Annotated in this window: 12 protein-coding genes and 1 tRNA gene; 12 read left to right on the forward strand and 1 reads right to left on the reverse strand. The window is 39.0% G+C overall.

The window, feature by feature from the left end:
* Nucleotides 1-27 precede the first annotated feature (27 nt).
* The gene (rnhA, locus tag EHC72_RS07175; protein ID WP_131536999.1) at nucleotides 28-501 is read right to left on the reverse strand and encodes a ribonuclease HI; all 474 of its coding nucleotides are present in this window, start codon (nucleotides 499-501) and stop codon (nucleotides 28-30) included.
* 175 nt (nucleotides 502-676) lie between these two features.
* Here rnhA and EHC72_RS07180 point away from each other — a divergent pair.
* The 12 genes from EHC72_RS07180 (at nucleotide 677) to EHC72_RS07235 (ending at nucleotide 24,833) form a co-directional block, all read left to right on the forward strand.
* A tRNA-His gene (locus EHC72_RS07180) sits at nucleotides 677-750 on the forward strand.
* An 883-nt stretch (nucleotides 751-1,633) separates the two neighbouring features.
* Nucleotides 1,634-3,424, forward strand: a complete 1,791-nt coding sequence (locus EHC72_RS07185; RefSeq protein ID WP_131537000.1) for a glycoside hydrolase family 2 protein — start codon at nucleotides 1,634-1,636, stop codon at nucleotides 3,422-3,424.
* Nucleotides 3,425-3,579: 155 nt separating this feature from the next.
* On the forward strand, nucleotides 3,580-5,784 hold the full coding sequence (locus EHC72_RS07190; RefSeq protein WP_131537001.1) for a glycoside hydrolase family 3 N-terminal domain-containing protein: 2,205 nt from the start codon (nucleotides 3,580-3,582) through the stop codon (nucleotides 5,782-5,784).
* Nucleotides 5,785-6,368: 584 nt separating this feature from the next.
* Nucleotides 6,369-9,362, forward strand: a complete 2,994-nt coding sequence (locus EHC72_RS07195) for a SusC/RagA family TonB-linked outer membrane protein (protein WP_131537002.1) — start codon at nucleotides 6,369-6,371, stop codon at nucleotides 9,360-9,362.
* Between the two features lie 11 nt (nucleotides 9,363-9,373).
* Nucleotides 9,374-11,020 carry a RagB/SusD family nutrient uptake outer membrane protein gene (locus tag EHC72_RS07200; RefSeq protein WP_131537003.1) on the forward strand — a complete coding sequence of 549 codons (1,647 nt, stop codon included), beginning with the start codon at nucleotides 9,374-9,376 and terminating at the stop codon, nucleotides 11,018-11,020.
* Between the two features lie 66 nt (nucleotides 11,021-11,086).
* Entirely contained in the window at nucleotides 11,087-12,310 is a 1,224-nt protein-coding gene (locus tag EHC72_RS07205) for a SusE domain-containing protein (protein ID WP_131537004.1), read from the forward strand.
* Between the two features lie 37 nt (nucleotides 12,311-12,347).
* A complete protein-coding gene (locus tag EHC72_RS07210) occupies nucleotides 12,348-13,910 on the forward strand; it encodes a DUF4832 domain-containing protein (protein WP_131537005.1) in 1,563 nt (520 codons plus the stop codon).
* 120 nt (nucleotides 13,911-14,030) lie between these two features.
* Entirely contained in the window at nucleotides 14,031-15,254 is a 1,224-nt protein-coding gene (locus EHC72_RS07215) for a glucuronyl esterase domain-containing protein (protein ID WP_131537006.1), read from the forward strand.
* 123 nt (nucleotides 15,255-15,377) lie between these two features.
* Nucleotides 15,378-19,406, forward strand: a complete 4,029-nt coding sequence (locus tag EHC72_RS07220; protein ID WP_211660288.1) for a hybrid sensor histidine kinase/response regulator transcription factor — start codon at nucleotides 15,378-15,380, stop codon at nucleotides 19,404-19,406.
* 173 nt (nucleotides 19,407-19,579) lie between these two features.
* Nucleotides 19,580-20,605, forward strand: coding sequence for a LacI family DNA-binding transcriptional regulator (locus EHC72_RS07225; RefSeq protein ID WP_131537007.1), 1,026 nt, complete (start codon nucleotides 19,580-19,582; stop codon nucleotides 20,603-20,605).
* 242 nt (nucleotides 20,606-20,847) lie between these two features.
* Nucleotides 20,848-23,142, forward strand: a complete 2,295-nt coding sequence (locus tag EHC72_RS07230) for an FAD-dependent oxidoreductase (RefSeq protein ID WP_131537008.1) — start codon at nucleotides 20,848-20,850, stop codon at nucleotides 23,140-23,142.
* Entirely contained in the window at nucleotides 23,142-24,833 is a 1,692-nt protein-coding gene (locus EHC72_RS07235; protein WP_246029396.1) for a sodium:solute symporter family protein, read from the forward strand. The genes EHC72_RS07230 and EHC72_RS07235 overlap by 1 nt, the downstream gene beginning before the upstream one ends.
* The last annotated feature ends 1 nt before the right edge of the window (nucleotide 24,834 follow it).

Here is a 24,834-nt window from a genome sequence, read left to right on the forward strand (position 1 = left end):
TAGATGCTCAAAGAGTTTTAAGTTTAATTAAAGCAAGTTTGCTTTGCTTCGCTCTACTTCAAAAAAGTTGTCGATAGCTAAATTCTGCTTATCATGAGAGGCTGCTACAGCCAAACGATCGCAACGTTCGTTTTCAGGGTGATCGTTATGACCTTTAATCCAGGTAAATTTTACTTTGTGTAACTTATACAATTCCAAGAAACGCATCCAAAGATCCTTATTCTTTTTATCTTTAAAGCCTTTGGTTACCCATCCAAATACCCATTTCTTTTCAACCGCATCTACTACATATTTAGAATCTGAGTACACCATCACTTCCTGATTTAAGCTTTTTAAAGCCTCTAAACCTTTAATAACTGCTAATAACTCCATGCGATTATTAGTTGTCATTCTAAAACCACCACTTAATTCTTTATAATGCTTTCCTGCCCTTAAAATAGTGCCATAACCACCTGGTCCGGGGTTACCACTAGCTGCTCCATCGGTATAAATTTCAATCATAAACGTTGCAAATCTAAGTTTTTAGGTTCGTAATAGCAGTTTTAAAGTGCTTTTTATAAAAAAGTTAAAATTCAAATAATTGAAATATAAGGAATTAAAAAATAGTTGCTTCTAAAAGCATATTTTTTTTTGCAGGAAATATTAAAAGTTGTACTTTTGTGACATCAAAAAAACGGTGGCTGTAGCTCAGTTGGTTAGAGTATTGGTTTGTGGTGCCGAGGGTCGTGGGTTCGAGCCCCATCAGCCACCCGTAACAGGGCAAAAGATTTTTAATAATCTTTTGCCCTTTTTTATTGCTCTGTAATTTCTTGTTTATCAGAAAGAAACGTTGAACCGTTTCGGTTACTAAAGCGGTTCGATATCGGTCTCCATTGTATTCCATTTTTTCGGGAAATAAGCAACTTATCAGGTATCTTTTCCCTTCTACACTCGAATTCTCATAAAATAAATCTAGATTGAGTAAATTATTTATTGCCCGCTCAGCGATCGGTCTGACATTTAAAATGGCTTTGTTCTTTGTGTTGAGATCTTAGCTTTTCTGCAATTAACGATTGTGATTTCATCGCTCCTCATGCGAGAGGATTTTAGTAATTGGAATCAAATGAGAAACGAGCTGATATGGAAATGTTATTAGCCGTTTGTACCCCAATCCAAATAGGAATACATGAATACCTTAATACCAGAAAACGGTATAGTATAGTTTACTTCCTTAAAATTGGCCACTCTCTGGGTCAAACAATAAGCAGTTTTTGTACAAAAACAAACCATTTCTGTACAAAAACGAACCCACTTCAGCAAGCTTTATATTTAGTTTTGAAACGACCAAATATAATATCAGCTATGAAAAGTAATCAACCCACCATTTCATCAAACGATCATCCCCGTCGGTTTTTTCAATCGCAAATGATGCATGGCTTTTATAAAAAGCATAGCATTAAAAATTACTTGATGATAATGGCTTATCGTAGCTTTTAGATGGTAAATAATAAATTGAGACTTCTAACTTCCTTTCTTGTTTTTATTTCTTTATTCGTTTATCGTCAGGATAATATTCATATCAATATGAAATTCTGCAATAGCTGTTATACCAAATGCTTTTAAATAGCCTAAAAATAAACCAGATATCGCATCTATGAATTTAAATAAAATACTATTTATTGTACTGATTTTGCTTACTCAATGCCATTCTAAGCTTTTTGCGCAAGATATTATGGCAAATGTTTATGGTAGAAATATTCAATCTCTCAATGGAAAGTGGAATGCCATTATAGATCAGTACGATCAGGGAAGAAAAAATAAAATATTTCTTAATAAAAAACCCGAGGGTAAAACAGATTTCTACGAATATTCATTTGATAATGGTTTAAGATTAAATGTGCCTTCCGACTGGAACAGTCAATTGCCGGAACTAAAATATTACGAAGGTACAGTTTGGTCTGCACGACATTTTGACGTGAAGAAAGACAATAAAAAACGACTGTTTCTATATTTTGGTGCCGTAAGTTATCGATGCACCGTTTATCTAAATGGTGAGGAAATAGCACAGCATGAGGGCGGTTTCACTCCATTTCAGGTAGAGGTGACGGATATGGTTAAAGAATCAGATAATTTCTTGGCTGTTGAAGTAAATAATACGCGGACAGTTGATGCGATTCCTGCCAAATCTTTCGATTGGTGGAATTACGGTGGGATAACTCGTGATGTGATGCTGGTTTCTACACCTCAAATCTTTATCAAAGACTATTTTATTCAATTAGATAAGCATAAATCCAATCAAATCAATATTCTGGTTACACTTTCTAACCAAATTGCCAATACTCAAATTTTGGTCGAAATTCCTGAACTAAATCTCAAACAGAAATTGATTACCGATGAAAATGGAGTCGCCAAAACTTCTGTAAAAAATATCGAGAAACTACAACGCTGGTCGCCAGCTGAACCAAAACTTTACAAAGTCTTTGTTTCTACACAAAACGATCATGTAGAAGAAATGATTGGTTTCCGAAATCTTGTGGTTAGAGGAACAGATATTTTCCTCAACGATAAGCCAATCTTTTTAAAATCCATCAGTTTTCACGAAGAAATACCACAAAGGATGGGGCGGGCATTTTCTTTAACCGATGCTGTAATGCTCTTGTCGGAGGCTAAAGCTTTGGGCTGCAACATGATTCGTTTAGCTCATTATCCGCAAAATGAATATACGGTACGTATGGCTGAGCAGATGGGTTTCCTATTATGGGAAGAAATTCCTATTTGGCAAGGGATAGATTTTGAGAATAAAAATACCAGGCTCAAGGCGGGGGCAATGATTAAGGAAATGGTGATGCGGGATAAAAACCGTTGTGCCCTAGGTTTTTGGGGAGTAGCGAATGAAACGCAGCCTTCTGAGCCTAGAAATGAGTTTTTACGATACCTGATTAAGTGCTGTAAAGAGATAGACAGTACCAGGTTAATGACGGCAGCTTTCGATTTGGTCAAATTTGATCGCGATAAACAGGTTTTCGTGATGGATGATCCATTTATAAAAGAATTAGATGTGGTTGCCATCAACAAATATATGGGCTGGTATCACCAATGGCTAGTTGCCCCGGATAAGGCAGTTTGGGATGTGGGCAAAAATCAGCCTTTGATTATCTCTGAGTTTGGAGGCGAGGCGTTATATGGAAAAACCGGCGAGGCAGATGTAGCAAGCTCGTGGAGTGAAGATTACCAGGCTAAATTATATCAGGATAATATCGAAATGTTCAAACATATCCCAAATCTACGAGGGGTTTCTCCCTGGGTATTGTTCGATTTTCGTTCGCCATTTCGCTTTCACCCAATCAATCAGGATGGGTGGAACCGAAAAGGACTTGTTTCAGATCAGGGTTTTAGAAAGAAAGCATGGTATATCATGAACAGCTATTTCAAAAATATCAACTGACAAAAAATGAGTGAATATTTTGTAATTCTATTGATTAGAGGGGTTATCTGAACTGCAAGAAGAATGAAATTATTGTTTTCGAAATGATAAAGTATAGCACAAAAAATAATTAAAATAATTAATCAATCAATATTTCACGAAGCAAAATTAACCAAATGAATAAAAAAATAACTTATCTAATAGTTCTTATATGTATGGGCAATATTTTATTTGCACAAACAAATAAGCAAAATTTTTTATATAAAGATGCCAAAAAGCCTATTGAGGATCGCATAGCTGATTTATTAGCCCGCATGACCTTAGAAGAAAAGGTAATGCAATTGAATCAATACACACTGGGTAGGAACGACAATGCCAATAATATGGCCGATCCTATTAATGATATTCCAGCCGAAGTTGGTTCCTTAATCTATTTCAGTAGCAATGCTGAACTGCGTAACCGCGTACAGCGCAAAGCCATGGAAAACAGTCGCCTTGGCATACCCATCATATTTGGTTATGATGTTATTCATGGTTTCCGAACCATTTATCCGATTTCTCTGGCCCAGGCTTGTTCCTGGAATCCTGATTTGGTAAAACAAGCAACGGCTGTAGCGGCTCAAGAATCCAGAATGTCTGGCATAGACTGGACTTTTTCTCCAATGATTGATGTTGCACGTGATGGCCGCTGGGGTCGTGTAGCAGAAGGATATGGCGAAGATCCATACACGAATGGTGTATTTGCCGCCGCATCTGTTAAAGGCTACCAGGGCACCAACCTTGCAAGCCCGGTTAACGTGGCTGCCTGCTTAAAACATTATGTTGGATACGGCGCATCGGAGGGAGGACGAGATTATGTATACACGGAAATTTCAAACCAAACTCTTTGGGATACCTATATGCCTCCCTATGAAGAAGGCGTAAAAGCTGGTGCAGCTACGCTGATGAGTTCTTTTAACAATATCAGTGGTACGCCAAGTACAGCCAACAAATATCTGTTGCGCGATATTTTAAAGGAGCGGTGGAAACATGATGGTTTTGTGGTTTCAGATTGGGGAGCGATAGAACAACTCAGACCGCAAGGAATAGCGAAAGACAAAAAAGAAGCTGCAATGAAAGCTTTTAATGCAGGTGTGGAAATGGATATGATGAACCAGAGCTATAATAAATATTTAGGTGATTTGGTAAAGGAAGGAAAAGTAACCACTGCATTGCTAGATGATGCAGTAAAACGTGTGCTGAGGATAAAATTTCGCCTGGGACTTTTTGACCAGCCCTATACACCAAACAGCACCGAAAAGGAACGGTTTCTTTTACCGAAAAGTTTAGCGATTGCAGAACGCCTGGCGCAGGAATCAGTTGTGTTGCTTAAAAATGACCACAAAACTTTACCTCTATCTTCAGCTACAAAAAAGATAGCTGTAATTGGCCCGATGGCGGGTAGTAAATGGCATTTATTGGGTTCGTGGAGTGCGCAGGGAAATGCTGATGATGCTACCACGGTTTTTGAGGCGTTAAAAGCAGAGTTTGGAAAAACAGCAGAGGTTGTAAGCGCTGCCGGTTGTGATTTTGATGGAAATGATAGATCTGGCTTTGAAGAGGCCAAAAAAATAGCTTCCAGTGCTGATGCAATAGTAATTTGTTTGGGCGAGAAAGCACAATGGAGTGGCGAAAACGCATCCCGATCTACACTTGCCCTACCTCAAATTCAAGAAGGGCTTTTAATGGAGCTTAAAAAAACCGGAAAACCTATTATTCTATTGCTTTCAAGCGGTCGTCCGCTGGAATTAAATAGGTTAGAGCCTTTATGTGATGCGATTTTAACCATGTGGCAACCCGGAACCCCTGGCGGAAAGGCTGCTGCTGCGGTGATTTCGGGCAAGGTAAATCCTTCAGGCAAATTAGCCATGACTTTCCCTTTTGCCACAGGCCAAATCCCAATTTATTATAATCATCGTCAAAGTGCCAGACCAAACCAGGGTAAATACCAGGATATTCCAAGTAAGCCTTTGTACGATTTCGGCTATGGATTGAGTTATACCACCTTTGAATATGGCGAACTGAAAGCCTCTGCTCAAAAAGTTAAAACTGATGGAATTTTAACCATAGAAATGGCAGTAAAAAACACTGGTGATATGGACGGTTTGGAAACCGTTCATTGGTTCATATCCGATCCAGTAAGTAGCATTTCCCGTCCGGTTAAAGAACTTAAATATTTTCAAAAACAGTTGATAAAAAAAGGAGAAACCAAAATTTTCCGTTTTGATATTGATGTTAAAAAAGACTTCGGTTTTGTTAACGGTGAGGGAGCGAAGTTTATTGAAGCAGGAGATTATGATGTGATTGTAAAAGACAAAAAGATCAGGATTGAAGTAGAATAATAATAAGCATTTACGCCAGTAAAGAATATTTTAATTTTCCTGGCTGATGAAAAAAATGTACGGAAATGCCATTGTTTGTACAAAAACAAACCATTTCCGTACAAAAACGAACCCTAAGAACTATTGTTTAGACCTAGTTTTGTGATAACCAGATATAACAATAAACCAATGATGAGAAAGATACAAACCATTATTTTAGATGTTCTTATGAAACTGAATATCTCCAAATAAGCAGTTTTAGGAAAGCTGAACCTCAACCAAAAGGAAAATAAAACCGGGAGATAATACCTCGTTCAGCCTTAACGAATACAAAAAATAGCACCAGCTTTCAGAACAGCTCTTACAGATTTAATCATCAGCAAAAGCACAAATCATATGCGCTCTTCTGATGAGAATTTACCGATCCCCAACTATCATAATATTTCAGCCTTGCACCGATAGCAGGCCTTGATGTTAAAGAAATAAGTTTAACAATTTAAAAAATTGCCTATAGAAAAACCGAAGCTAACAAACAATCTTCATTTCTAAAACGAGCATGAAGATGAAGAAAAATTAAACTAAATACTAACCATATATAAATCTAAATGATAAAAGAAATACAAATCAAATTCAAGGGCTACCTCATGGCTTTTGCCTTGCTCTTTCTTACAGCAAGCATGGGTTATGCACAAGATCTTATTAAAATTAGCGGTAAAGTTACTGATGAGAAAGGGGATATCCTGGTTGGCGTTTCCGTTCGTGTAAAAGGAAATAATACCGGGACTTCAACTGATGGCAATGGAAATTATATTATACAAGCTTCGCCATCTGCGATTTTAGTTTTTTCTTATGTCGGTTTTAATAATCAGGAAGTTAGCGTAAATCCCACTGGAACGGTAAATGTTAAAATGGCCGGTGATAAGCAATTGGATGAAGTAGTTGTAGTAGGATACGGTACGGCTAAGAAAAAAGATTTAACCGGAGGACTTGCCGTAGTAGGGAAAGATCAGTTGAACATGGTTTCTACACCCAACTTAATGGATCGTTTGGTTGGTCAGGTAGCAGGTTTTAATATCACCACCGGCAATGCAGCTCCTGGTCAGGATCAGAGCCTGCTTATTCGCGGAGAAAACTCCCTTTCGGCAAATAATTCGCCATTAATTGTTTTGGATGGAATTCCATACAGCGGCTCATTGGTAGATCTTGATCCCAATAATATCGAAAACTTAACCATATTAAAGGATGCTTCAGCGGTGGCTATTTATGGTTCACGCGGTTCTAACGGTGTAATATTGATTCAGACTAAAAGAGGGATGCTTGGAAAAGCACAGGTTTCATATAAGGGGCAGATTGGTTTTGCAGAGCCGATGCAACGCATTGATGTTATGGGGCCAAATGAATTTATCAGGTTTAAACAGGACATAGGCCGGCTAAAATCGGGTTATACAGGAGATCAGCTTGATCCCATTGCCGGAAATATTCTTAGTGTTTCTGAACGCGAAAATTACAAAAACGGCATTACTAATAACTGGCAGGATTATATTTTTCGAAGAGGTATTACCATGGATCACCAGGTAAGCATAAACGGAGGAACGGAAACAACCAAATATATGGCTGCCGCATCTTCACTTCAGCAGGATGGGGTAGTTTATAACTCTAAACTTTCCAGGTTAAATATCACAGCCAATATAGATCAGACTTTCAACAACTGGTTAACTATTGGTATCGGAACGCAGTTTTCTCAAAGAAATGATGGCGGTATTACTCCCAATATTGAACATGCCATTAAGCAAAGCCCTTATGGAAAATATAAGGATGCAGCGGGTTATTATGTTCCCGAACCTATGGAGTATTCCTTAATTGTTAATCCAATGCGTAACGTAAATGCAGATCAGGACCGAATAAACCGTAACTTTTTTCTTAGCGGATATGCAGACATTAAATTGCCGATTAAAGGTTTGTCGCTAAGGTCTAACCTTGGTTACAACTACAGAAGTAGCTTTACAGGCACTTACTATGGGCGTAACACTTTCGATGGCCGGGAGCAAGCGGGTTTAGTTGGCGGTAAAGCCAGTATAAGCAATGGCCATTATAATGATTATACCTGGGAAAATGTACTCAAATACGAAAAAACAATAGGCGATCATCGTTTTGATGCCACCGGATTGTTCAGCATGCAGCAAACAAAAAGTGTTGGCACATCTCAAAGTGGCGAAGGGTTTGTAACCGATAATACCAGCTATTACATGATGAGTACCGCGGCCCGCAACCTCACCATGTCTTCCAGTTTATCTGAAACAGCACTATTGTCTTACATGGGGCGTATAAATTATTCTTTTAAAGGTAAATACATTGCAACATTTACGGGGCGTACCGATGGAGCCTCAGTATTTGGAGAAAATAATAAATACGCTTTCTTTCCTTCGGCAGCTTTAGCATGGAATATCGGCGAGGAAAATTTTGTTAAAGATAATGCTAGCTGGGTTGACTTATTAAAATTAAGAATTTCTTACGGCGCAAACGGTAATCAGGCAATTACAGCTTACAGAACGCTCGACCGTTTGTATTCAAACGTAAAATACATTTGGGGCGATGGAGGAACAGCGGTAAACACGGCATATCTGGCTGGAGATGGTATTGGTAATCCAAATTTAAAATGGGAAACTACTTATACCAAAAATATCGGTATAGATTTTCAACTCTTTAAAAATCGCTTAAGTGGAACGGTAGATGCCTATTTATCGAATACCAAAGATCTTTTAATGATCCGCACCGTACCCATTATGAATGGATATAACAAAATTTGGGATAACATTGGGCAAACCCAGAATAAAGGTTTTGAAGTAACACTGAACTCCCTGAACATCGATTCAAAAAACTTTAAATGGAACACAACTGCAGTTTTCTCTTTAGATCGGGATAAGATTGTAGAATTAAGGGGAGATGGATTGGATGATGTAAATAACAACTGGTTTATCGGAAAGCCATTAAGGGTTTTCTATGACTACAATATGATCGGCATCTGGCAAAAAGGTGAAAACTATACAGGTCAGTCTGGAGCAGCGGCAGGATCAGCAAAATTGGAAGACGTAGATGGAAATGGAATAATTGATTCAAAAGATAGAAAAGTGATCGGTTCTAAAATGCCTGAATTCACCGCTTCTTTAAGTAACAGATTTAGCTATAAAGGTTTTTATCTCTCAGCCTTGTTAACCGGAGTATTTGGCGTTTGGCGTGATGATAATATGGCTAATATTGGTAGCTGGACCTTTGGTGTAACCAATTATGTTCATAACGCCAATTACTGGACTCCGGAAAATCCTGATGCAACGATCGTTTCTCCAGGTTACACCAACAGTTTCGGGCATGGTTACTACAAGAAAGTTTCTTACGTACAGATAAAAAATATCACGCTTGGTTATAGGATAGGAAAACAGCTTGCTAAAAAAGTAGGTGTTAGTGGAATCGATGTCAATGTAAGCGTGAACAATTTGGATACGTTCTCCAATATCAGGCAGGTGCTCAATTACGACAATACCTGGATGGCATCTTATCCTACCGCCCGTTCTTATATGTTCGGTTTAAACGTAAACTTCTAAGAAAAAATAACATGAAAAATATTATAAAAACAGTTTTGGCGCTTATTATTCTAACCTCAGTAAGCGGCTGTAAAAAATTTCTTGTGGAAGATTTGAAAACAGAACTGGCACCAACCAATACTTATACCAGTACTTACGGCTTTGAAGTAGGTAGTGCGGGGCTGTATGCACTTACACGTTCAGAATACAATACTTTTGGAGAGGGTGGTGCATACATACATAACGGCGCCTGTCCTTACGAAGCCTTACAGGCGGCTACCGATATTGCCGATGTAATCAACAGCGATGCATCTTTGCTTCCCTTTGCCAATCTTACTCTTACCTCATCAGAAAAATTTGTGAACAGTTATTGGAACTGGGCCTACAGTTTAATTTCATCAGCCAATTTAATGCTGGTTTATTCTGAAAAAAATACCAATTGGGATAGCCCTGCAGATAAAGAACGTTTTCAGGCCGAGGCCCGCTTTTTCAGGGCTTATGCCTACAGGACTTTGGTATATCTGTATGGAGACGTACCGTATGTAGAAACAATTTTGTACGATTTTAAACTCAACTTTACCCGCACACCCAAGGCAGAGGTAATTGGGCATATTATCGATGATTTAAAATTTGCAAGTCAAAACCTGCCTGCAAATCCTGATCAGGTTAAAGATGGAAAACTAACCAAATGGGCTGCTTATCATTTGCTGAGCGAAATGTATTTGTTAAATAAGGAATACGTGCCGGCAGAACAAGCTGCTTTAGCCGTAATTAACAGTGGTTATTATGGTTTGATGAAAACCCGCTTTGGCGCAAATAAAGATAAAGCTGGAGATGTATTTAGCGATTTATTTATCGAAAACAATCAAAACCGGCTTAAAAATGCCAATAAGGAGAGTATCTGGGTTTTGCAATTTGAATTTAATACCATTGGTGGTGGCACCAATTCTGATGACTGGACACGCAGGGCATGGATTCCGAATTATTCTGGGATTACCGGTTTTGTTTTAGCCGATAGTTTAGGCGGTCGCGGATTAGCACAACTTACGCCTATGAAGTGGTGGGTGGGTACAACAGGAACCAATGCAACGGGTAATATTGCGGGGATTTTTGAAGGATCGGATATTCGCAATTCAAATTATAACATCAAACGAAACTGGTACTATAACAACCCTGCCGAAACTTCATTATATGGTAAGAAGGCCAATATCACGGAACAAACCTGGTTCTCTACCAAAACTCTGGATCCAGCCATCACCAAATTCTTTTATGGTCGTGCAGAAAACTTAAGTCTAACGGGAAGTTTTAAAGACCGTATGAAATTTCGTCTTGCCGAGACGTACCTTCTGCTTGCTGAGGCTTATTTAGGGCAGGGCAATACAGGTAAGGCAGCTGATGCGGTAAATGAAGTGCGTAAACGTGCAGGTGCTTCGGTAATTACATCAGCTCAAATGACAATGGATTTCTTGCTGGATGAACGCATCAGAGAACTGGTGGGCGAAGAAAGCCGTCGTTTTACCTTATTGCGCACCAATAAACTGGTAGATCGTGTCAAAATGTACAACGCCGCAATCAAAGATAAAATTATGAATTATCATACTTTATGGCCTATTCCACAGTCCATAATTGATGCTAACCGCGATGCGGTGTTTCCACAGAACCCAGGTTATGGTAAATAATAATGACCCTGCAATCTGCCCATTGAAATTTTAGTAGAATAAAGTAAATACTGACGCTATAAAACGATGAAAAAAATAAAATATTTATATAAATCATGGCCTCTGCTTTTCCTTATGATTGGTTTTTCTGCCTGCAAAAAGGGGATTAACGATATTGAAAAAGTACAGGAACAACTGGCCCTTACCACCTCATCTGCAAGCATTACGCTAGATGAAAATAACCTTTCCAAAGAAATCGTCACCTTTAGCTGGAACCCGGCCAGGCCGCAATCAGATGACCATCTGGTTTCTTATACCACAAAACTGGATGTAGTGGGTAATAATTTTGGTTCATCCACAGCAATTATGAACTATGAAGATGACGGCACGTTTAGCCGCAGTTTTACTTCGGAACAGTTACAAAATTGGGCAAACCAAAAATGGGGGATACCAACCAATAAACCTTTTATTCTTGAATTTAGGGTAGTAGCCCAGTGGGAAGGTGGGGCTACTTTTGAATCGCCAGAGGTACGTACCGTTCAGGTAAAAGTAACACCAATCAGAACGGTTGTATTTGATGCCGATAAAGTGTTTTTAGGTGGAAGTGCTGTACCGGGATTGAGCAAGGTAGAGATGCCTAAAACATTGGAAAACCTCAATCAATATGCTTATGTGCTCAATCTTCAACCTGGCGAACTGCAAATTCCTGTAGAATATAGCGGAGCCACCAATTACATTGCTTCTGCTGATGCCAGTACAACCATAAAAGACGGTACCGCCATTGGTATTAAAACGAGAGAAACTGCTTTCTCATGGAAAATAGAAACCGCCGGACAATACCGTGTTGTGGTAAATATGCAAAAAGCTACCGCAACTATTTATTCACCAGCGCAGGCACTTACACCTAAAGTGGTAACATGGAATGGAGAGGGCGCTGTAGTGCAAACTACTAATGTGAGCGAATTATGGATGCATGGAGCAATCAACAGCTTCGGAACACCGATTAAAATGGAATGTAAAGTTAGTTTAGCCGATCCGCAGATTCTTGTTTACACTGGTGGAAGAGTAGGTAAAACCAAATTTATAGTTTATGGCGGAACGGATAACAACAAAAATCTGGCTTATGCCTTTAGTTGCCCGTTAACGGCTACCGGTGCATTACAGGAACTCACACTTGTGCAGGGAACGGTGGCTACTTTATCTGGTGGATCAACAAGTGCGCAACGCAACTCTTACTACACCATTCCGGCAGGTACTAACACGCTCATTTTTGATCTGCGTAACATGACAATTTTGGCAGAAAAACGGTAATAATTTAAAAATCAAGTTAGTTTTAAGATTTCTCAAAATGAAAAAATTAAATTATAGAATATTGGTTTCGCAAACATTGATGGTATTTTTATGTATCATGGCTTTTGCCTGTAAAAAAACTACAGAAGTGGATACCACAACAGCCGAGGGAACGCTGGTAAAACCCAAATATAACAGGAGTACTATGTTTCGCAATCCTTTAAACGGATGGGTAATGTATGGCTCAGGCTCTGGATCTGAAACTTATTGGGATACAGAGTATTATGTGCCTGATTTAGGGAAGAAAGTAAAAGCCGTAGATTATGCCTCGGCCGCTTATATCCGCACCAACTGGGCAACATTTAACCCGGCAGATGGTGTTTACGCCTGGAGAAATCCAAACTCTGCAATTTATAAGATGATTAAAGGTGCCGAAAGCAGAGGTTTGCCAATAGCTTTCCGTTTTGTAGTAGATGGGCAGGATCAGGGTTTAAATACCCCACAATTTGTAATTGATGCAGGCGCTAAATATTATGTTGCAGATAGTAAATTTCCAGAACGGAAGTCTCCTTATCCTCAGGATCCTGTTTTTCAACAATATTACGCCAAATTTATTCAGGCCTTGGCCGAAGATTTTAACGACCCCAAACGCACAGCATTTATTGATGGTTATGGCCTCGGGAAATGGGGAGAAGGGCATGGTGTTATTTATGAAGATCCATCTAGAGCAACGGTTGCCAATACCGAAAAGTTTAAGGAAGAGGTAATGGATTGGATAACAACACTGTATACAAAGTATTTTACAAAGGTGCCTTTAATGATGACATACCATCGTTTAATTGCCGATCCTGCCAGCGGGGGGAGTGTTAACCCTAACAGTAATCATTTATTAGAAATGGCCATTAACAAAGGATACAGTCTTAGGCAGGATGCATTTGGGATGACTGATTACTATCAAAGCTGGGAAAAGAATTTCGCAAAAAGCTGGAACTTTAAACGCCCAATTGTTATGGAAGGTGGTTGGATTACCAGTGGTACACACCGTTATTGGATCGATCCTAGTGGGAAATACCGCGAGGGCCATCCCGAAGATGTCCGTCAGGGAGAATTTGATGGATCGGCAGAAGCTGCTGTTAACATGATGGATTTTCGCATTGGCGATATAGAAACCTGGTTTACAAAATCATTTAACCTGTGTCAACGCTTTATTTCTGAGGGAGGTTACCGATTATACCCCGATCAGGTGTATTTGCCCGAAAGTGTAAATAGTGGTGCCGAAACAACCATTACGCACCGTTGGCGAAATATGGGCTGGGGTTATTTCCCAAACAACATTCCACAATGGAATTATAAATATAAAGTAGCTTTTGCACTTCTTGATGGCAGTAATACGGTAAAAAAACTTTTTATAGATAATGCCTCCGAACCTTCGGCCTGGCTTAAAAATCAACCGGCATCTTATACCTTAAAAGCAAATGTAAGCGTGCCTGCCGGAACTTACACCTGGGCTGTTGCGATTATTGATACCACAAAAGATAATCTTCCAGGTATAAAACTCGCAGTTAACGGAGATATTTCAGCAGATGGATGGCTGAAACTGATGAATGTGACCGTGAAATAAATATGCAAAATTTTAAAGCTATTGCTTGTATTATAACAAGCAATAGCTTTGTTTTTTTAATCGACCAAATTAGTTTGATTAAATTATGGATTACCATAAATACCAGTTTAAATAGTAATTATGAAAAAAAATGCCTTATTAATCCTTTTTCTTTTCGCACAGCTGATCGTATTTACTTCCTATGCCCAAAAAAAGACTGATCAGTTTATGGGGGAAACAGTGAATTATGATGAAGATCAGGTACCTCAATATACCTTGCCCAACGTATTACAGAAAGCGGATGGCCGACTGGTTAGAAGTAAAAAAGCCTGGGAAAAAGAAAGACGGCCAGAAATCATATCCTTGTTTAAGCAAAATATTTATGGGCAAATGCCTGTAGCATTTGATAGCATCAAATTTGAACTGACCAGAAAAAATACCAATGCCATGGATGGTCGTGCCAGTTTAAAAGAGGTAACCATTAACATTTGGAATAAGGGGAAAACAGTTGCCATACCGATAGTACTGTTTATTCCCAATAACCGAAAAGGTCCTGCACCTGTTTTCCTCCTTATTAACAACCGCAGTAAGAAAAATACAGACCCAACCCGTACTGTTAAAAGCACCTTTTGGCCTGCAGAAATGATTATCGAAAAAGGTTATGCCATTGCCAGTTTTCATGTAGCCGATGCGGCGCCAGATAAAAAAGATACCTATCAGCACGGTGTAATCGATCAGCTTTATCCGGAGCAACTTAATTATGATGATGGAATGAAAGCCATTGGCGCCTGGGCTTGGGCAGCCAGCCGGGTAATGGATTATTTTGAAAACGATAAAGATATTGATGCCCATAAAGTTGCCATTGTGGGGCATTCAAGGGGCGGTAAAACTTCACTTTGGGTTGGAGCGTTAGATCAACGGTTCGCTATGGTGTTCAGCAGCTGTTCGGGTAACAGCGGGGCATCACTTTCCCGCAGAAAATATGGAGAAACAATCAGTTTGATTAATAAACAATTTGGCTACTGGTTTGCCAACAATTATAAACAATACAGCAACCGGGTAAGCGAATTGCCTGTTGATCAGCACATGTTAATCGCTTTGATGGCACCAAGACCTATTTACACCACTAATGCAGTAGAAGATCGATGGGCAGATCCCCGTGGATCTTATCTTTCGCTTGTAAATGCAAGTCCTGTGTACAATCTATATGGAAAAAAACTTCATTTAAGTGTAGAGCCGCCGGATGTTAATGTGCCAATTATCAACTCTTTAGTCGGTTATCATTTCCGAACGGGAATACATGACCTGAACGTTTACGATTGGGAAAACTTTATCCGTTTTGCAGATTATCATTATCGGAAATAGGTAAACATTGTCAAATAAAATTATAGAAACCGGATATTTATAGTAATTTTTAAGGCTTTACAAACATTCTTCGATTCATTTAGGTTTATGGGCTTTCGCAAATTCAGTCTTTTACTTTTTTTCTTGAGTATTTTACTCATTAAGGGAGCCTTTGCGCTGGATATTTCCAGGTATCGATTTCATTTAATGCCCGATAACCCCTATTACGGTGGCATACAGAGTATCACAAAAGATAGTTTGGGCCGGATTTGGTACACGGGCCCGGATGCTGTTTTTATGTATGACGGGAATAGTTTTTATCAGTTAAATGATATCGTATCAGCCAGTAATCCGAAAGTAAAATGGGCATACGGAACTATAATTACCGATAAAGGTGGACGGCTTTTTCTTGCCACCAACCATGGTTTGCTGCAATTTAATTATGAACGCTTTTCTTTTGATTTAATCGTACCCGGAAGAATAAGATCGCTCTGTTTAAATAATGATGGTAATCTGTTTATGTTATCGGGCGAAAGTGTGTTTTGGTATGATCAGAAAAACAAGAAAACCCAGCAGCTGGCCCTTCCAACACATAAATATTTTAATAATATCATTAGCTTAAAGGGCAATATATACGTTGCACAGGAAAATCTGTTATACAAAATCGAAACAGGCAAGCGCCGCTTTGTTTTATTTGCTGATTTTACTTCTTTATCCAATATAACCATTGATGCAATTGAATTTAATGGTTCCTATTATTTTCTCACCCAAAGAGGGGGCATATACATTACCGATGCTTCAGGAAAAATCAAGAAAAATATTCTTGTATCTGCTGCTAAAGGTCAGCCAATTATGTCGAAGAAATTATTTCTCGATCAGTCTGGTATAATATGGATAGCAACACAGGCCGGCCTCTTTCTTTTCGATCCGGTTACTGAACACAGCAATCTTTTAAAAATGAATTTAAATGATGCTTTCTCATTGCCAAACAATTCTATATGGACCATTTACCGCGATCCCGATCAAGGAGCTTGGATTGGTACCTATGGGGGCAAAATTGCTTATTGCTCTTTATATGATGCCTATGTACGTTATTTTAACCCAAGTTTGGGCGGGCTAAATCATCCTGTTGTAAGTGCTTTTCAGGAAGATGGCTCCGGAAATATCTGGATTGGGACCGAGGGCGTTGGACTAAATTACTGGAACAGATCAGATGATTCTTTCAGCTATTTTCTAAAAGCGAGTACAAATTCAGTCAACTCGAACATTAAAAAGATGCATTTTGACAAAGAAAGAAAGCACCTGTTTATTTCTACTTTTAACAGTGGGATTTTAGCTTACGATGTGGCACAGAAAACATTCAGCGATCTGAATTTTCTCTCGCCAATAAGTAAGCAACCGCTATCCACATACGATTTTGTAATTGATGAGCAAGGTACCTGGTGGATGACAGATCCGGATAAAACGTTCTTTTATAGAAGAAAAAAACAGGGCGGAACAGAGATCGTTCGGATTATCGGGACCGATGGTAAACCATTGGATGCAGAAATAGAAACTTTGTACATAGATGGGCAAAGTAATCTTCGGTTAATAAGCCATCAGGGTTTATTCGTTGTAGACAGAAACAGCCTGAAAGTGCTTCAACATTATTTTATTAAAAATGGCCCGTACGCTGTTAACCACCTCAACTGTTATTTTCAAGCGGCAAACGGCGATGTATGGTTTGGCACCTCAGGCAGGGGAGTTAATATTTTAAAAAAAGATGGCAGGTACATAAATTTTAACAGCAAAAATGGATTTCCACCCAAAACGGTATTTGCCATTTTGGAAGATGATGGCTCAAAAAATGTTTGGTTTAGTACAAGTGATGGACTATATTATTATGATCAAAAAACAGAAAAGTTCGAGAAGGCAAGGTTTTACCAAGAAAATAGCTGCGGTTCTTTTTACATCAGGTCGGCTTATAAAACCAAGAAAGGAGAGATGCTTTTTGGCGGTACAAATGGCTTTATTCTTTTTGATCCTGGCTATCTGAACAAAAATCCGCAGAAACCCCGCGTATTTTTTACTGGTTTTTCGATCAACAACAATCAAATAACCACAAACAGTAAAGATTCGCCCTTATCAAAAGATATTTCAATACTGGCGGGCCAGGCGAAAGAGAAAATCCGCCTTTCCAGTGAACAATCCAATATAGAGATCAGGTTTTCATCCAATAGCTATTTATCAGCAGATAAAAATCAGTTTGCGTACCGGATGCTGGGACTTGGCGACAAATGGGTGCCGGTTAACTCCAGTCAAAGGTCAGTACATTTTTTTAATCTCCCCAGTGGTGATTATACTTTTGAAATAAAATCTGCCAACAACGATGGTTTATGGGGTAATGAGGTATCGAGGCTTTATTTACATGTGGATCCTCCGTTTTTTCTGTCTTGGTGGGCTTATCTTATCTATATATTAATTGCAATGGCATTGCTGTATTTCATTATGCGGTATTATACCAATAAAAAGGTGTTTAAGGAGCGACTGGCATTAGAGGCAGTGAAAGAGCAAAATATGCGTGATTTGAATCAGGCCAGAACCGATTTTTTCACTAATATCTCTCATGATTTAAAAACTCCTCTTACACTCGTTCTGGAGCCACTTAAGCAATTGAAGGAAGCCATGTTACAAAGCGATAGTAAGACTGTAAGCCACATGCAACTGATAGAAAAAAACGTGGCACGTATTCAGCGTACCATCAGTCAATTGCTGCGCTTTAGGCAGATAGAAAGTCAAAAGGTAACCTTAAACCCACAAATAGGCGATTTTATTGGTTTTGTGCGTGATGTGTTTGGCCTGTTCGAACTGTATGCCAACAAAAAGGAAATTGAAACCAACATTACTTCGTTTACAGATCATTTACATGTTGCTTTTGATTACGATATCATCGAAAAAATATTGACCAATCTGTTTTCAAATGCATTAAAGTACACCACAAATAAGGGTTATGTTGGGGTTCGTATTTATGAATCTACTGAAGACGAAAGGCAGAAATTAACGGATCAGGTAAATCAGGAAAGAACTTACATTTCTATTGAAGTGCTAAATACCGGAACGGGATTTTCTGAACAACAAATTGCCGGCCTGTTTACTTCTTTTAACCGCTTAACATCGTTTCGACCAACATTTGAGGAAAGTTCGGGACTAGGCCTTGCCATTGTGAAAGAGTTGGTGGATGTAATGGATGGTAAAATCTGGATGGTGAATAAAACCGACAAAATATCTTTCACCATATTGTTGCCACTTAAAAAAGAAGCCGGTTTAGGCGATATGCAATGGAATGTTTATGATTATACCCTTTCGGAAATTGATGATATTATGCTCGAACCAGCCGAAATTGATCTTACCATCAAGAATGTACGAAAATCGACGAGCCTTTTACTAGTGGAAGATGATATTACTATGCGGGCTTATTTAGAACAGCGGTTATCCGAAAAATACAATGTTTATACCGCCAGCGATGGAATGGAAGGAGTTGTAAAGGCCGAAAAAATTAATCCACAACTGGTTATCACCGACCTGATGATGCCACATGCAAATGGATTTGAAGTTTGTAGCCGATTACGTCAAAATTTTAAAACCAGCCATATCCCCATTATTATGATTTCTGGTGTGGGTGATGAAAACCAGAATAAAGTAAAAGCGCTTGAATCTGGTGCCACGGTATTTATCGATAAACCATTTGAAGTAGATTACCTGTTGCAACAGATCGATACCATTCTTAAAAATCGGGAGGAACTGAAGGATATGTATAGCAAAAGATTGGTTTTCGATCCATCAAATGTTACCATTACTTCTATGGATGAAGAGCTTTTATTAAAGGCAATGAAGTTCATTGAGCTTAATATGGCTAATACCAATTATTCAGTTGAGGCTTTTGTATCGGATATGAATACCGGAAGGACCATTTTGTATCAGAAAATCAATGATATAGTAGGCATGTCTATTAAGGAATTTATCCTAAATATCAGATTGAAACGGAGCGCATACCTGCTTAAATATTCGGATTTAACAGTCGCTGAAATTGCTTATCAAACCGGGTTTAACAATGCAAAGTATTTTAGCGTATGTTTTAGAAAACAGTTTGATTTAAGTCCTTCAGAGTTTAAGAAAAAATACATTTCCGAATGATATCAGATAAAATATAAGGACATTAATCTAAGCAGGATTTAAATCTATCGATAAAACGTATTTGATTGTCGGCTTTGAAGTTTAATTAAAATTGCTTTACTTGTGACAAAGTTTCGATAGCTAGCCACTCTGCAGCTAGTAATTAATGCGATTTTTTGATCGTGAACCAGAATATGAAGAGTAACCAAACCACCATAGTAGATATTGCCAACGAGCTTAAAATTTCTAAGTCTACAGTTTCCAGGGCATTAACAGGACATCCATCGGTAAAAACAGAAACCCGGGCAAAGATTTTAGAATTAGCCGAGAAACTGGATTATCAGCGCAATATGCTTTCCATTAGTTTGATTACCAATAAAACAAAAACGATCGGAATTGTATTGCCCGAATTTATTACCTCTTTTTTTCCACAGGTGGTGGTGGGTGCGCAAGAAGAGGCTGCCAGGCAAGGGTATAGTGTGCTGATTTCTCAGTGTAACGAGAGTTACGAAACCGAAGTAGCAAACTCAAAAGTAATGTTGGCTAACCGGGTTGATGGCGTAATGGTATCACTCACCAAAGAAACCTTAAACTACGATCATTGGAAAGCCTTTATCCGTAAACGTGTTCCTGTGGTTTTTTTTAACCGCGTTTGTGAAGAAATGATGGTACCCAAAGTAGTTGTTAACGATTATGATGCCGCATTTAAAGCCGTTGAACATTTAATTAGCATTGGCAAACGCAGAATTGCACATTTAGCAGGACCAGGGTCGCTGGTAATCAGTCGCAAAAGAATGAACGGCTACCTCGATGCACTTAAAAAACACAATATCCCTGTAGATGAAGAACTGATTATTGGTTACGATCTTACTTTGAACAAAGTGAAAATGTATGTTAAACATTTAGTTGAACTGGATAATCCGGCAGATGCTTTATTTGCAGTGAACGATCCAACGGCAATTGAAGCCATACAGGTTTTGAAACAATTGGGAAAACGTATCCCGGAAGATGTAGCCGTTGTAGGTTTTAGCGATAATTATGGATCAAGCTTTATTGAGCCTAGTCTCACCACTGTAGCCCAGCCCGTTCGCGAAATTGGGCGTAATGCCATGGAACTTCTTTTGGGCTTAATGGATAAGGATATTTCAGAATGGAAACCTTTAATCAGAACCCTTGATGCCGAACTCATTATCCGTAATTCTACGGTAAAGGGAAGTTAAATATTGAAAGCGACTTTAAAAGAAGCAAAGCATAATTTCTTTAAAATCTGTTAAACTAAATTTGGGACAATAATCAACTCCAATAAAGGGAACGTTCCCAATTTTCGGGAGCGTTCCCAAAATATTTTGGCAGGTTTTGCCGCTCATCCCGATTTAAAATATAAATATCTTCGAAATCAATTAAAAATTTTGTGGGGTGCTGCCTAACCAAATACAGTACCTGCATATTCGAGAGATATTTCATGAAACGAGAAGAACCATCTTTAAAAAGATATTTAAATCAGATCGATTTGTCCGCTGATCTGGTTGTTGCCGGTGGAGGTTTATCGGGCGTTTGTAGTGCCATTACCGCTGCCAGACAGGGGATAAAGGTTATTTTAGTACAAGATCGGCCAGTATTGGGTGGTAATTCATCAAGTGAGGTACGCCTGTGGATTCTGGGTGCTACTTCACATATGGGCAATAATAACCGTTGGGCACGTGAGGGTGGCGTAATCGATGAAATTTTGGTCGAAAATACCTTTCGTAACCCAGAGGGAAACCCTATAATTTTGGATATGATTTTGTTGGATAAAGTGGTACAAGAACCCAATATCCACTTGTTGCTCAATACGGCTGTTTATGGGGTAAATAAAAAAGATAACGATACTATCGAATCCCTTCAGGCTTTTTGCAGTCAAAACTCTACCGCTTACAAGTTGTCTGCGCCACTTTTTTGTGATGCTACAGGCGATGGAATCGTTGGTTTTCTCTCTGGTGCAGCCTTTAGAATGGGGGCCGAACCTAAAGAAGAGTTTAATGAAGGAATGGCACCTAACGAAGAATATGGCGAACTTTTGGGTCACTCTCTTTACTTTTATAGCAAGGATACAGGTAAGCCTGTAAAATTTATCCCACCATCTTTTGCTTTAAATGATATTACTCAAATTCCACGTTTCCGTAACTTTAATGCAAACGAGTTTGGTTGTAAATTATGGTGGGTAGAGTTTGGCGGGCGATTAGATACGGTGCATGATACCGAAAAAATTAAATGGGAACTTTGGAAAGTGGTTTATGGAGTTTGGAACCATATTAAAAATTCAGGAGATTTTCCTGAGGCCGAAAACCTCACCTTAGAATGGGTTGGAACCATCCCTGGTAAAAGAGAAAGCCGCAGGTTTGAAGGCGATTACATCCTGACCCAACATGACCTGGTGGAGCAGCGTAAACACCATGATGCCATTGCTTTTGGCGGGTGGTCTATTGATTTACATCCCGCTGATGGTGTTTATAGTGAACGCCCGGGTTGTAATCAATGGCATAGTAAAGGGATTTTTCAGATTCCATACCGTTCCATTTATAGTAAAAACATTAAAAATTTATTCCTCGCCGGACGTATTATTAGCGTAAGTCATGTAGCATTTGGAGCTACACGTGTAATGGCCACCTGTGCTTACATTGGTCAGTCTGCGGGGATGGCCGCTGCAATGTGCGTCAAAGAAAATCTTCTTCCAAAGGATTTACTCGCAACCGAAAACCTGAAAAAATTGCAGCAGAACCTCATCAGAGAAGGGCAATTTATTCCTGAATTTACATTGGCAGATGAAAATGATCTTGCTCTGCATGCAGATTTAACTGCAACAAGCGAATATCAGTTTAAAGGGTTTGATCAGGTTGATCTTTGGAAATCCCTTGCAGTTCCATCGGCACAAATGTTTCCTGTAAAAGCAGGCAAATTGCCAATATTTACCGTGCAGCTTAATGCATTACTTGATACCAAAATTGAAATAGAGTTGAGGATTTCAGGCAAAAAGGGGAACTTTACGCCAGATGAAATAATAGGGCAAAAGAATATTACAGTAAAAAAAGGAAAGCAGATCGTCGAAATCGATTTTGATGCTGAAATCAATACAGATGATTATGTATACCTGATGTTTGCCGGTAATCCAGATGTAGAAATGGGCTTTACAGCTAAACGTTTAACTGGTGTTTTATCGGTATTTAATTCTAAAAATAAAGCTGTTTCTAACAATGGAAAGCAGGTTCCTCCAGCGGGAACAGGTGTTGATGAATTTGAATTCTGGTGTCCGCAACGCCGCCCAAATGGTCAAAATCTGGCTATAGGGATTTCAGCAGCACAGCATGTTTTTGCTGTAGAAAACTTAGTAAATGGTATTGATCGGCCAGTTTCTCAGCCAAATGCATGGATTGCCGCACTAAACGATCCGCAACCAGCGGTTAATTTATCATGGGAAACTGCACAAGCCATCAAAAAAATTGATCTTTGGTTTGACAGTGATTTTGATCATCCAATGGAATCTGTTTTAATGACGCATCCGGAAAACATAATGCCGTTCTGCGTGCAGAATTATCTCATTAAAAATGATAAAGGCGAAATCATTTTTGAACAAAAAAATAACCATCAAACGCGTAATCAGATTACTTTTGATAAAGAAATTGTAACTAAAAATTTAACTATTGAGCTCCAGCATCCCTCAGGAAACATTCCAGCAGCTTTATTCGCTGTTCGTTGCTATGCCGATCAAAATAAGATATAATGGTAAAACTGGATTTTATAGTAATGGGTATTTTTGCCCTGTTAATTTTCGCTATCGGGTTAACCTTTACCCGTGTAGGAAGTAAAAACGGACAGGCCTTTTTTGAGGCTGGTGGCGAAACTCCCTGGTGGATTAACGGACTTTCACTGTTTATCAGTTATTTCTCTGCGGGTACTTTTGTGGTTTGGGGTTCTATAGCCTATAAATATGGTGTAGTGGCCAATGCCATTCAGCTAACTATGGCCATCAGTGGTTTCATTGTTATGCTTTTTATTGCCGCCAAATGGAAAAAAACAGGGGTGGCTACCGCTGCTGAATTCATAGGTAAGCGTTTTGGCGATAAGGAGAAACAATTTTATACCTACATGACTTTGCTTTTAAGCCTTTTTACAACCGCTGCGGTACTTTATCCGGTGGGTAAAATGGTTCATGTAGCTACAGATTTACCCGTAAATACCTGCATTCTAATCATTGGTTTAATTATCGTGCTCTACACAGCAGCGGGAGGGCTTTGGGCCGTTCTGGTTACAGATGTGGTCCAATTTGTAATCCTCTCCGCGGCTGTTGTTATCGTAATCCCAATTGCCTTTGCACAGATTGGCGGTTTTGATAATCTGATTGCGAAAGCCCCGGCTCATTTTTTTGAGCCTTTTAACGACGATTATACTTATGGTTTTATGCTCGCCTTTATTGTATATCAAACCTTTTATATCGGTGGAAACTGGTCTTATGTACAGCGTTATACCAGTGTAAAAGATGAAAAGAACTCGAAAAAGGTAGCGGGGATTTTTACCATCCTTTATTTCGTCAGTCCGGTTATTTGGATGCTGCCGCCAATGATTTATCGGATCATCAATCCAAATTTGCAGGGTTTACAAACCGAAGATGCTTATATGATGCTGATTCAGAAAGTAATGCCCGCAGGCTTAATCGGATTGGTTTTGGCTGGTATGGTTTCGGCAACATCAAGTAAGGCAAATACCACAATAAATATGGCTGCAACGGTATTTGCGCAGGATATTTATAAAAACCTGATGCGTCCCTCAGCCTCTGAAAAGCAGGTGATTTGGATGGCCCGATTGTTTACTCTGATTTTCGGTGTATTGACCATTTTGGTTGCCATGTGGATACCGAGTGCAGGTGGAATCGTTGAAGTGGTATTAAGTACAGCCTCCATCGCCGGTGGCGCTTTGTTTGCACCCATCATCTGGACACTTTTTTCGAAAAGACAAACAGGATTATCTGTGGTAACCGTAACCATCAGTTCCTTAATTATTAACCTGTTTTTTAAAGTGATCTCGCCATCTTTGTTCGATTTGAAATTGAGCCGTACCATGGAAACCGTTTTAGGAGTGGGCATTCCAATTGGGTTGTTATTGATTTTTGAATTTTACTATTTAAGCCGTGGTTTTGTTGCCGAAAAAGCGGTTAAAATGGAAGAAGATAAACACTTAAAAATAAAAGAAAACTTTCCAAAAGATTCTGATTCGCATTTCGCAGCCGAAAAGCAGAATGTATTCGGTATCAGGGTAATTGCAATTTCAATGGCCGTAGTTGGCTTAGGAATTGTTTGTTTGGGGATTTTAGCCGGAGGCTATTCTAGTGTGATTATTAGCGTGGGTGCGGTCATTTTTATTGCTGCATTGGCCATTTATAAGGTAACTCTAAATAAAAATACAATTAAAGCTTAAT

The sequence above is a fragment of the Pedobacter nototheniae genome (assembly GCF_004335085.1).
Taxonomy (GTDB): Bacteria; Bacteroidota; Bacteroidia; order Sphingobacteriales; family Sphingobacteriaceae; genus Pedobacter; species Pedobacter nototheniae.

What these genes read in the sequence shown, in the direction of transcription:
- EHC72_RS07190 (WP_131537001.1), top strand. Translation starts at nt 3,580, where the DNA reads ATGAATAAAAAAATAACTTATCTAATAGTTCTTATATGTATGGGCAAT.
- EHC72_RS07225 (WP_131537007.1), top strand. Translation starts at nt 19,580, where the DNA reads ATGAAGAGTAACCAAACCACCATAGTAGATATTGCCAACGAGCTTAAA.
- EHC72_RS07230 (WP_131537008.1), top strand. Translation starts at nt 20,848, where the DNA reads ATGAAACGAGAAGAACCATCTTTAAAAAGATATTTAAATCAGATCGAT.
- EHC72_RS07210 (WP_131537005.1), top strand. Translation starts at nt 12,348, where the DNA reads ATGAAAAAATTAAATTATAGAATATTGGTTTCGCAAACATTGATGGTA.
- EHC72_RS07235 (WP_246029396.1), top strand. Translation starts at nt 23,142, where the DNA reads ATGGTAAAACTGGATTTTATAGTAATGGGTATTTTTGCCCTGTTAATT.
- EHC72_RS07195 (WP_131537002.1), top strand. Translation starts at nt 6,369, where the DNA reads ATGATAAAAGAAATACAAATCAAATTCAAGGGCTACCTCATGGCTTTT.
- EHC72_RS07185 (WP_131537000.1), top strand. Translation starts at nt 1,634, where the DNA reads ATGAATTTAAATAAAATACTATTTATTGTACTGATTTTGCTTACTCAA.
- EHC72_RS07205 (WP_131537004.1), top strand. Translation starts at nt 11,087, where the DNA reads ATGAAAAAAATAAAATATTTATATAAATCATGGCCTCTGCTTTTCCTT.
- EHC72_RS07200 (WP_131537003.1), top strand. Translation starts at nt 9,374, where the DNA reads ATGAAAAATATTATAAAAACAGTTTTGGCGCTTATTATTCTAACCTCA.
- EHC72_RS07215 (WP_131537006.1), top strand. Translation starts at nt 14,031, where the DNA reads ATGAAAAAAAATGCCTTATTAATCCTTTTTCTTTTCGCACAGCTGATC.
- rnhA (WP_131536999.1), bottom strand. Translation starts at nt 501, where the DNA reads ATGATTGAAATTTATACCGATGGAGCAGCTAGTGGTAACCCCGGACCA.